Raw genomic sequence first — 11590 nt, 5'->3', positions numbered from 1 at the left:
GACACGATGCCTGCCCCTGCTCAGGGGCAGGCTCGTGCATGAAGATTTGTATAAGCTGACACCTGCATCGCTGAACGTTGGATAGAATCTTCCGTTTCTAAAAGCAAGATGTCCCTCATGACTACAAGACACTGGATGGTTCTCTTTCTCCTGAGCACTGGTTATGCACTTGCATTGTCTTATGGCAGTATCGCCCCCGCTGCGGCCTTAAGCATCGGCCTGTTGCTCGTCGCGTGGTTATGCGTGGCGTTGCCTTCTGATAAATACATCCGTTTTTTTGGCCATGTGCTGTTTGTTGTGACGGGCCTGGCCTTGGCTTTTCATCTGGCACCCGGTTTCAATAATGCGCAAGTCATCGAAGCCACCCGATTCAGTGCCGATGCCCAGATTTTTTCCATGTACCTGAATCTGGACAAGCCGCTCATCGGCTTCTGGCTGATACTGGCCTGCCCGTGGATCATGCCGAAGGTCGACATCGCCCATTCGCTGAAAGTCGGCGTTCTCGCGCTGATCGTCACGTCAGCGTTCTGCATGACAGCAGCCGTCGTTCTCAACGTTGTCGGCTGGACACCCAAATGGCCCGCTCAAGGCCTGATATGGCTGTTCAACAACCTGTTGCTGGTGACCCTCGCCGAGGAGCTGTTTTTCCGCGCGTATCTGCAAGGCGGTCTGCAGCGCCTGTTCAAGGATTCGAGGTTTGCGACCGCACTGTCGGTCACTCTCGCTGCGGGCATGTTCGGGCTCGCTCACGCAGGCGCAGGCTGGGAGTGGATGGTGTTGGCGAGCATGGCAGGTGTGGGTTATGGCATCGCGTTTCGTTCAGGTGGCTTGCCAGCTGCGGTCATCAGTCATTTTGGCCTGAATCTTGTGCACTTCGGGCTGTTCACCTATCCCATGCTTGCCCGGTAATGATGACTCTTCGGTCATTTGTGACGCACGGCTCAATTTATCGACTCCCCCGCCGATAAAACGCCATCGTCTTCCGGATCGAAGGATCGAAATCCCATGCGCAACAACCAGCCCGTCACTCAACGCGAGCGGACATTTCCTGCCGAACAGCGACTGATCTCCACCACCGACACTCGCGGCACCATCACGTACTGCAACGATGCTTTCGTCGATATCAGCGGTTACAGCGAGGCAGAACTGCTCGGTGCCGCGCACAACACAGTGCGCCACCCGGACGTGCCGCCAGCGGTGTTCGAGCATATGTGGACCACGCTCAAGACCGGTCAGCCATGGATGGGTATCGTCAAGAACCGTTGCAAGAATGGCGACCATTACTGGGTCAACGCCTATGTGACGCCGGTGCTGGAAAACCGCCAGGTCGTGGGTTTCGAGTCGGTGCGCATCAAGCCGACCGCCGAACAGATTCGTCGGGCCGAAACACTTTACGCGCGCATCAATAACGGCAAGAGCGCCGTACCGGGCCGTGATAAATGGCTGCCGATACTTCAGGACTGGCTGCCGTTCATTATGGTCAGCCAGTTGAGCTTTCTGATCGGCGTGTGGCTCAATTCGCAGTGGGGCTTCGCACTGGCTGCAGCGTTGTCGGTGCCGCTGGGCTTGCTGGGGCTGTCCTGGCAGCAACGCGGCACCAAACGCCTGTTGCGACTGGCCGAACAGACCACCTCCGACCCGTTGATCGCTCAGATGTACACCGACAGCCGTGGCCCGCAAGCGCGTCTGGAGATGTCGATCCTCAGCCAGCAAGCGCGTCTGAAAACCTGCCTGACCCGCTTGCAGGACACCGCCGAGCATTTGAACAATCAGGCCCGCCAGGCCAACTCGCTGGCCAACGCCAGCTCGACCGGGCTGGAGCGCCAGCGCGTGGAAACCGAGCAGGTCGCCGCCGCGATCAATCAGATGGCCGCAACCACCCAGGAAGTCGCCAGCCACGTCAATCGCGCCGCTGACGCCACCCAACAAGCCAACGAACTGACCCGTCGCGGCCGCGACATTGCCGGTGAAACCCGCGAAGCCATTCAGCGCCTGTCCACTTCGGTGGGTGAAACCGGCCTGACCGTGACCAGGCTGGCCAAGGACAGCGACGAAATCGGCGGCGTGGTCGATGTGATCAAAGGCATCGCCGACCAGACCAACCTGCTGGCCCTCAACGCCGCCATCGAAGCCGCACGTGCTGGCGAGATGGGTCGCGGGTTTGCCGTCGTGGCAGATGAAGTGCGCCAACTGGCGCAACGCACCGCCGAGTCCACCGGACAGATTCACGGTTTGATCGCCAAACTGCAGCAGACCGCCAACGACGCGGTGCAGACCATGAACACCGGTCGTCTTCAGGCTGAAGAAGGTGTCGCGCGGGTACTGGAAGCCGATCAGGCGTTGGTGGGCATCAGCGAGGCCGTCGCCAACATCACCGACATGACCACGCAGATCGCCACCGCCACTGAAGAACAAAGCGCGGTGGCCGAAGAGATCAACCGCAACATCTCGACCATCGCCAGCCTGGCCGACACGACCTCAGACGAGGCCCGTCGCTCGGCAATACTGAGTGGCGAACTGACCGATACGGCCAACTCCCAGTATTCGCTTGTGGAACGATTTAATCGCTGAAACTTCAAGCAATTTAAAGAGCCCCGACAGAGTTGATCTGTCGGGGCTTTTTATTGGGTGCTTTCTATGTGTTTTTTCTTTATGGACTGACAGATCCCTGAAGTAGCTCCGAAGAGAATGTAGGATATTTCCTTAATGCCACAAACGACAGTAAAACGGCCGGTGTCGGCATTGACACAGAGCGCTCAATCCGATTAGTTGAAATTCAGGTGATGCGCGGTAGTTATTTATTACCTTTTTTAGTTATTGCGTGTCGTCCTGAAAAAAACTTTAGATCGGCGCTATTTGGCGCTTGACTTATTAACTGGAGAGACAAGATGAATAATTTCACAAGCCCAGCATTGGAGGCACCCTCAGTACCTGTGGCAGAAAGCGATGGCCTGATCAGAGTTCGCGATCTTGAATCAGGCATTTCGGTCCATTTCACCGCACGGGGCTTAATCAAAGAAAAAGACAGCTTTGAGCTTATGGTTAACGGTGCTGGCTCCGGGGTTACTCAGATCATTTCTGATCCTGACGCACCTGAAGAGGTGAAGTTCGTTATGAATCTGCAGCCTGAACACTTCGCTAAAGATGGCACTTATGCAATCGGGTACCAATGGTTAACTTTTCCGGGCGATATTCGGACAGACTCTGCAACTACTGAGATTCGGATCGACCGCACCGCCCCAGGCGCGGCGCTGCTGGCTCCTGTCATTTTCCATCAGATCAACCTCGGCAACACCCTCACAGGCCTTGTCCCAGGCTACGCAGACATGCAGCCCGGAGACCGTATCCGGACCTTCTGCAACGACCGGCAAGGTCCCGCTTACGTGGTCACCTCCGACAATCTGACTGATCGTCCGGTACCGATCATTTTCGACAAGGAGTTTCTGCTGAATCTGCACAGCGATAGTGTCACGATCAGCTACCGGGTCATCGATCGTGCGGGCAATATTTCGCTGCCGGCGCGCTCTGTCACACTCTCGATGCAGGTTTAATCACGACCGCCTACATTTTTCGCTCAATACCTTGAAGGTTTCGCACACTGAAGTGTGCGAGACCCTAATGATAAGTTTGAGTGAATCTTCCTACGAACAAGTAGGACTTTAGACAAAATTTAAAATTTCCAGCTTTGTAAGAATTGTCTGTAGTAACGGTCCTACAAAGATAGGCGGCAGAAAAAACCTCAAACCCACACCAACCCGAGGCAACACCCTTTGTTTACAGCATCTTCGACACTAATGACCGATAATTTAGTACCAACATGAAACCAAATGTAACTGCAAAGTCCGACACAACCTTTTCAGAACCTTTGGAGAACCTTGAATTCGTCAGGGACTTGACCTGAACACTTATGTGTTTTGTAATATTTCCGCTGCCGACCCGTGTCGGCACACATATAACAATCCAACTTAATGTAAATAACCGAGTTCACGATGGATAAAAACAAGTCCACGGATGTCGCTGCGCGCACCCAACTAGAAAAAAACGGCCCCGAAAACGCAAGCATTGTTCAAGAAGCTCCACTACACGAGAGTCTCTATCGACAGGCGATTGCTGTGCACATTCCATCCGATATTTCAGACACATTGAAAGCGCCTGTGCTGCCCAACAACGACCCTGCGGCCATCAGTCATGAACAGGCACATGCAGGTATCACCGTCCACATTCCCGGTTCCGTCAAGATGTGCTGGGGAGATGGCATTCATTTCTACTGGGGTAAAAACGTATCGACCACAACGCTTTTCCATCGAGTAGGCGAGAATAGCGTGGTGCGCGAGCTGTGTGTTTCCTACCTGTTCACGCCCCACATTCAGTACGGCCTGATCGACCTGTATTACGAGCTCTACCGCGATTGTCGACTGATCGGCACATCACCGGTGCTGCGTGTGAACGTCAATTACTCGGTACCTGTGACCTCCAGGCAGCGCAGCCGCAAACGCCTGATCAATCGCAGGTTTCCAGACAAATAACTGAAAAACCCCCGGTGATCACTCACCGGGGGCTCGGGCATTGCTCAGTCCTTTACCTGACAGATCAGAATGTCAGACGTAGTCCCACATTAGCCCCCCAGGGTTGCTCGATATGCTGACCTTTCATGTAATCAACGTCCGCGTGCAGTTTCAGGCGCTCGGACAGCGAAACCGATACCCCGGCCCCCAGCTCGCCGCGCGAGCCGAACAGGCTGTTATCAAATTTCACGTCGTTGGCCTTTACCTCGTTACGGCGGGAAAATTCCTGAGCAACGGCGACACGCACGTAAGGCTGCAACACCCCGCCGTCCTTGAGCGCCACAGTGCGCCCCAGCGAAGTACCGACCTTGCCCAGTACCGAACGGGTTCGCGCGTTCTTCGCCTTCATGCCGTTGTCCAGACGCAGCTCCTGCCCCTGCACGACGACGCTGGACAACTGGGCAAACGGCTCGAGAAAGTAGTCGTCCGCCAGCTTGATGTGCCGACCGGCTTCCACCCAGCCACCCACACCGGTGTTGCTGTAGTCGCCCTTGGCCTTGCTCGCATCGCTCATGGCAACATCTGCCTTGTTGCGAAAGCGGTTGAGCTTGAGCACGCCATCCACGTAGTAACCGTCGTCGGACAACCAGGTGCCGTAAGCGCCCGCGTAATAACTGGCAACTTTACCTGTCGTACCGCGGCTCACATCCAGATCGGACGTGCTGTAACCGCCCAGTACACCCACCAGCAGCCGTCCGTTGCTGACCTCGACAGGCGCATCGGCACCCAGCGACAGGCCGCTCTGCTTCTGCCGGTAGTCAACCCCGTCGCTGGTCGTGGCATTGAGACGGCTGCCGTATGCACGCATCCAGCCACCCGCCTGGCCGCTGGCACGAACCTCGCCCATGCGCGAACGCAGGGTAGAAAGCTCACTCATCCAGATGGCAGGCGCTGCGCTGTACAGCGCCAGAGCACTCTGGGTCGAAGGGCTGATGACCTTGTCCCTGCCGACAACGAACCAGTCATTGCCTTGCTGCTCCAGCAGATAGGAATAAGCCCCCAGATCGACCCGCCCGCCCAGCAGGCTGAACTGCGCATCGCCACCTTCGGTGTGCACCACCTTGAGCGGCTGCATATCAGCCGATATCACCTCCACCCCGGTGTTGCGCACCCGCAATCCGAATTGCCCGCTGGCCTGACCATTGACGTTGATGAGATCACCCACCGCGTTATCCAGGTCCACGCGCAGGCCGAACGTGCCCGACCCGGACAACTCATTCAGCGACAAGGTATGGAACCCCTCCCCGCCAAACCCGACGCTGCCTCCCTGCATGGAGAGCGACGTGACGGCATTGTCACCCTGCATCTGCCATTGCCCACCGGAAGTGATCGCCAGCGTATTGCCATTGATGATGTCACCGTTCAATTGCGCGCCATTTTGCAGTGTGACGTTCAAGGTGCTGGTGTCATCAGCGACGAGGTTGCCGTTGAGGGTGCTGTTGTCGACGTTGAAGTTGACGGTACTGCTATCTGCAACCTCCAGCAGGTTCCCGTTCCCGGACAGCAACTCGGAATGGTTCTGCACAGCGATATCGGCATCAATATCAAACAATACACGTTGGTCGACTCTGATAGCAGCGCCAGTCAAGCCCTCAACAATAGAGTCATTGATAACCGTGTAGGGTTTATTTCCAATCAGACTTCCGTCCGAACTCCCCCGAGCCGAGCCGTCAGTAATATTGATGCCGTTCAGATCACCCATGACGTGACTACGCTGGGTAATAAAAACATTTCCTCCAGAAGAAAGAATACCTTGACCTCTCCCACGTTGCGACGCTGCCCCATGCAGCTCCGTGTTAACCAAATTCAGCTCACCCCACAGACCTACTGCAATACCCACTTCCAGTCCAGATACATTGCTCGAAAAAATAGAGGCTTCGGAGCCAGGTTTATCAGAATCTATGATTCCGCCCAGAGAGATACCGAAACCTGAATCATTGCTTACCACGGCGCCGTGAATGTTAGACACACTGTCGGTGAGGTGCAGACCATTCTCCACGCTCCCGGACTCTATATTAACTGTGGACTGTGTTGCGTAGACCGTACCGACTCTTCCGCCATTAACATTGAGAACACCTCTATTGCTCACGACGTATGAATCAAAAGGTGTCTGAGGCCCCACCGTTACTGAATCACCATTTATCGGTATGGCCTTTAGCACTTCTCCATTGGGCAGAATGACCGCAATTTTTTCGTCACCCTGATACCCGGCATTCACTTTGCGTTGAATATCTGCAGACACCTGAGCAGCTACCAAAGCTCCGGCTGCCAGTACGGAAAACTGCAAAATACAGGACCTGAAATTTCTAACGTTACTTTTTCTATAAGACACCATCCATCTCCTCGACTATTGAGCCCGAGAAAGTAGCTCATCCAAATCATAAAACGCTCACACCTTCAACACCAAAACTGTAGGACCATTCCCAAATAACTATAAATAAAATCCTACAGACGACCTCTACTTAGCCCCAACTACAAAAAACCTACTCTCAAGCAAAAAATAATTAACGCACCCATTGACACACATCAAGAAAACCTATTACGTCAAAACGTGATCGAGAAAGCGACATCAATAGATTGTTTTTTAAATCTCCAGCTGCTCTCGCTCAAAATCATCAAGTAGGAAATACCCTACAACTCACATCAACTAATGAAAGGATTGACCGATGAGTAACTCTCAAGAAACTACGCTACTAAAACCTGTAAGCATTCCAAAAATCCGATACGAGATCTCAAAAGCTCCTCTGGACGCGCCTGATGTCGCTGTCGCATTTCACGATGAAGATACCCCAGGTCTGATTCCCATAAACGCATTGACCCAGCCTTTACTTGTCAGTCTGAAGGTGTGGCCAGCCGCGCTCCCTGACTATACCTACCGACTGCTTTTTGACGCGGAAAAAGTGGGCCCGGAAAAGCTGATCCTGGCGTCACACACACCGGGAGATCCCTTGGGAAACTCTGAAAAAGGTTTCCTGATTTGGCAAAATACCCCAACACCTTTCACCGAGCTTCCCTGATGAAACAGATGACCTTCGCCGATGCCGAGTACGCGGGTAAACGTAAGCATACCCGCCGCGAGCGCTTTCTCATCGAGATGGATCAGGTTGTGCCCTGGAAAGGCTTGATTGCCCTTATCGAACCACATTATCCAAAGGGCGAAGGTGGCCGTCCGGCTTATCCGCTGATGGCGATGCTGCGTATTCACCTGATGCAGAACTGGTTTGGTTACAGCGATCCGGCGATGGAGGAAGCACTTTACGAGACAACGATCCTGCGCCAGTTCGCAGGGTTGAGTCTGGATCGAATCGCCGATGAAACCACGATTCTCAACTTCCGGCGTCTGTTGGAAAAGCATGAGTTGGCAGGCGGGATTTTGCAGGTCATCAATGGCTATCTGGGTGATCGAGGTTTGATGCTGCGCCAAGGTACGGTGGTCGATGCGACGATCATTCATGCGCCGAGCTCGACCAAGAACAAGGACGGCAAACGCGATCCCGAAATGCATCAGACGAAGAAAGGAAACCAGTATTTCTTCGGCATGAAAGCGCATATCGGCGTCGATGCCGAGTCGGGTTTAGTCCATAGCCTGGTGGGTACTGCGGCGAATGTGGCGGACGTGACTCAGGTTGATCAATTGCTACATGGTGAGGAAACCTATGTCAGCGGTGATGCGGGCTACACCGGCGTGGACAAGCGTGCGGAGCATCAGGATCGTCAGATGATCTGGTCAATTGCGGCCCGCCCAAGCCGTTATAAAAAGCATGGCGAGAAAAGTTTGATCGCACGGGTCTATCGCAAAATCGAGTTCACGAAAGCCCAGTTACGGGCGAAGGTTGAACATCCGTTTCGCGTGATCAAGCGCCAGTTTGGTTATACGAAAGTCCGGTTTCGCGGGCTGGCTAAAAACACCGCGCAACAGGCTACTCTGTTTGCCTTGTCGAACCTTTGGATGGTGCGAAAACGGCTGCTGGCGATGGGAGAGGTGCGCCTGTAATGCGGAAAAACGCCTTGGAAAGGTGCTGTTTGAAGGAAAATCGATGAGTTAAGAGCGGAAAACGTCTAATTATCTGATCGGGCGAGCTTTTTTTGAACCTCAGGCCATGAGAGCGTCAAAAATCGATGCCTACTTCAGACCTTCCCTTGAGCCTTGAAGTCCCGACTGATCTTTTATCAGAAGGAATTCACGACATTGCCTATGTGATTAAAAACCCGGTAAACCAAGTGGAAGAAATATCAAACTCTTTCCAAATCCAGATCGACAAAACACCACCAGGCGCGCCTGAGCTTGCCGCAATACAATTTCCGGCCGAGATCCAGAACGGCCTGACTGCGGCCGAGCTCGAGCAGTTGGGTGGACAGCTGGTTGTACAGATTGCCGGCTACACCGGCATGGCAAAACATGACCTTATTCAGACAAGATGGGGCGATGTCGTAGGTCCTAGCGCTGTCGTCAACGAAAATGACATGGGACTGGACAAGGTTGTGGTCACCTTCACCCGTGAGTTTCTGGAGTCTTTAGGGCAAGACGAGAAACTGGTTTGCTACAAAGTGGTTGACCGTGCTGGCAACACGTCGATTCTCTCGAACACTGTTTCTGTAAGGTTGAGGCTTCAGGAAGTTCCATCTGACTATCCAGCGCCTATCGTTGACGCTGCGGTGGGCAACACAGTGGATTATCTTGAAGCGCAGTCAGGCGTAGTAGTGGATATTCCGAATTACCCGGGCGCAGCTGCACTTGATAACATCCAGCTTTTCTGGGGCGACAATAACCCTCTGGCACCTGTTGCTCTGCCGCCCGGCGACGAGGATGAGACAGTCGTCCTGACGTTGAGAGTACCCTTTGCAGCGATTGACAAGATCCCTCAGGGTCGCGTCCCCATTCACTATGAAGTATCGCGCACCGGGGAACTCGTCGGCACATCACTCAATACCGATATCGACGTATTTACGACGCTTCCTGTCGATGGGACGCTCAACAGCCTGATAGTGCAAGGTACCAGCGTACAAAACCCGAATATTGAGAACAACTTTATCGACGAAGATGATTATGAACTGAATGGCCGAGCGCTGGTGAGCTGGAACGCTGGCTTTCAGGTAAATGATGACTTGAATCTTCATTGGGGCGACCAAGTAAGGTTGCAATGGCGCCAGATAAATTCGGGTGACGTGGCATCTCAACAGGACTTGATCGTTCCGATTGACAACAACATCATACAAAGCCAAGGAACAGGCGCGGCAATTCCCGTTTATTTTACTGTCTCGCGTGCGGGTAACCCAAACGCTGTCAAAAGCCCGATTCAGCCTGTCACAGTGAGATCTCGAGAGGAACAACCCGGCGGTCAGGACGGGCTGGCAGGCCCTACATTCAAATTGACGCCAAATGGCGTGTTAGGCCCGAATGAAAACCCTGATGGTTCAGACGTAAAAATCTTGCCCTATCTCAATATGATTGATGGTCAGAGAATAACGTTCACCTTCAAAGGTTTTGATCAATCAAACAATCCCATTGAAGCAGCCACCTATACGTCAACAAGAAAAGTCGACGAAGTTGATGTGCTGGAGGGGCATGTTTTTACGGTACCGTTCTATAACACCAGGGTTATCTGTACGGGCTTTGCAGAAGCCAGCTATACCGTCAGCCCGATTGAGGGCAGCAACCAGAGCCCGGCAAACTCCACAGTCACTCGGGTACCGGTTTTAATGCTCAAACCTTCCGATGTTACCTGCTTAGTCCGCTGACCCGACGCGGGCCACTATGGCCCGCGTTCCCCAAGACCTATAAAGGAAAACGAAATGTCTAACCCGAACACAATCACAAACAGAAAACCGCTGGACGCCCCCGTTGTACCGGCCGCATTGAGCAATGGACTGTTACCCGTGAATTCACTTAAGGAAGGTCTGAAGTAGGCATCGATTTTTGACGCTCTCATGGCCTGAGGTTCAAAAAAAGCTCGCCCGATCAGATAATTAGACGTTTTCCGCTCTTAACTCATCGATTTTCCTTCAAACAGCACCTTTCCAAGGCGTTTTTCCGCATTACAGGCGCACCTCTCCCATCGCCAGCAGCCGTTTTCGCACCATCCAAAGGTTCGACAAGGCAAACAGAGTAGCCTGTTGCGCGGTGTTTTTAGCCAGCCCGCGAAACCGGACTTTCGTATAACCAAACTGGCGCTTGATCACGCGAAACGGATGTTCAACCTTCGCCCGTAACTGGGCTTTCGTGAACTCGATTTTGCGATAGACCCGTGCGATCAAACTTTTCTCGCCATGCTTTTTATAACGGCTTGGGCGGGCCGCAATTGACCAGATCATCTGACGATCCTGATGCTCCGCACGCTTGTCCACGCCGGTGTAGCCCGCATCACCGCTGACATAGGTTTCCTCACCATGTAGCAATTGATCAACCTGAGTCACGTCCGCCACATTCGCCGCAGTACCCACCAGGCTATGGACTAAACCCGACTCGGCATCGACGCCGATATGCGCTTTCATGCCGAAGAAATACTGGTTTCCTTTCTTCGTCTGATGCATTTCGGGATCGCGTTTGCCGTCCTTGTTCTTGGTCGAGCTCGGCGCATGAATGATCGTCGCATCGACCACCGTACCTTGGCGCAGCATCAAACCTCGATCACCCAGATAGCCATTGATGACCTGCAAAATCCCGCCTGCCAACTCATGCTTTTCCAACAGACGCCGGAAGTTGAGAATCGTGGTTTCATCGGCGATTCGATCCAGACTCAACCCTGCGAACTGGCGCAGGATCGTTGTCTCGTAAAGTGCTTCCTCCATCGCCGGATCGCTGTAACCAAACCAGTTCTGCATCAGGTGAATACGCAGCATCGCCATCAGCGGATAAGCCGGACGGCCACCTTCGCCCTTTGGATAATGTGGTTCGATAAGGGCAATCAAGCCTTTCCAGGGCACAACCTGATCCATCTCGATGAGAAAGCGCTCGCGGCGGGTATGCTTACGTTTACCCGCGTACTCGGCATCGGCGAAGGTCATCTGTTTCATCAGGGAAGCTC

General features: G+C 53.6%; 8 protein-coding genes and 1 pseudogene. 7 read left to right on the top strand and 2 right to left on the bottom strand.

The features are described 5' to 3' along the window. Positions 1–117: 117 nt before the first annotated feature. The 4 genes from PSPTO_RS10465 (at position 118) to PSPTO_RS10450 (ending at position 4526) form a co-directional block, all read left to right on the top strand. The gene (locus PSPTO_RS10465; protein ID WP_046463454.1) at positions 118–909 is read left to right on the top strand and encodes a CPBP family intramembrane glutamic endopeptidase; all 792 of its coding nucleotides are present in this window, start codon (positions 118–120) and stop codon (positions 907–909) included. Between the two features lie 96 nt (positions 910–1005). Further along, on the top strand, positions 1006–2571 hold the full coding sequence (locus PSPTO_RS10460) for a methyl-accepting chemotaxis protein (RefSeq protein ID WP_011103804.1): 1566 nt from the start codon (positions 1006–1008) through the stop codon (positions 2569–2571). A 317-nt stretch (positions 2572–2888) separates the two neighbouring features. Then, entirely contained in the window at positions 2889–3551 is a 663-nt protein-coding gene (locus PSPTO_RS10455; protein WP_011103803.1) for a hypothetical protein, read from the top strand. A 438-nt stretch (positions 3552–3989) separates the two neighbouring features. Further along, the gene (locus tag PSPTO_RS10450; RefSeq protein ID WP_005766927.1) at positions 3990–4526 is read left to right on the top strand and encodes a hypothetical protein; all 537 of its coding nucleotides are present in this window, start codon (positions 3990–3992) and stop codon (positions 4524–4526) included. Between the two features lie 64 nt (positions 4527–4590). On the opposite strand, the gene PSPTO_RS10445 is transcribed toward PSPTO_RS10450, so the two are convergent. Then, on the bottom strand, positions 4591–6468 hold the full coding sequence (locus PSPTO_RS10445) for an autotransporter outer membrane beta-barrel domain-containing protein (protein ID WP_046463456.1): 1878 nt from the start codon (positions 6466–6468) through the stop codon (positions 4591–4593). 763 nt (positions 6469–7231) lie between these two features. On the opposite strand from PSPTO_RS10445, the pseudogene PSPTO_RS10440 reads away from it, so the two are divergent. The 3 genes and pseudogenes from PSPTO_RS10440 to PSPTO_RS10430 form a co-directional block, all read left to right on the top strand. Next, positions 7232–7510, top strand: a pseudogene (locus PSPTO_RS10440) (hypothetical protein); the annotation flags it as partial. 71 nt (positions 7511–7581) lie between these two features. Beyond that, the gene (locus tag PSPTO_RS10435; protein ID WP_007247571.1) at positions 7582–8559 is read left to right on the top strand and encodes an IS5-like element ISPssy family transposase; all 978 of its coding nucleotides are present in this window, start codon (positions 7582–7584) and stop codon (positions 8557–8559) included. 125 nt (positions 8560–8684) lie between these two features. After that, a complete protein-coding gene (locus PSPTO_RS10430) occupies positions 8685–10304 on the top strand; it encodes a hypothetical protein (protein ID WP_011103801.1) in 1620 nt (539 codons plus the stop codon). A gap of 297 nt (positions 10305–10601) precedes the next feature. Here PSPTO_RS10430 and PSPTO_RS10425 read toward each other — a convergent pair whose 3' ends face one another. Further along, positions 10602–11579, bottom strand: a complete 978-nt coding sequence (locus tag PSPTO_RS10425; protein ID WP_007247571.1) for an IS5-like element ISPssy family transposase — start codon at positions 11577–11579, stop codon at positions 10602–10604. Positions 11580–11590 lie beyond the last annotated feature (11 nt).

The sequence above is a fragment of the Pseudomonas syringae pv. tomato str. DC3000 genome (genome assembly GCF_000007805.1).
Lineage (GTDB): Bacteria > Pseudomonadota > Gammaproteobacteria > Pseudomonadales > Pseudomonadaceae > Aquipseudomonas > Aquipseudomonas avellanae.
The sequence above is the reverse complement of the archived record's forward strand: the minus strand, read 5'-3'. Positions and strand labels throughout refer to the sequence as shown.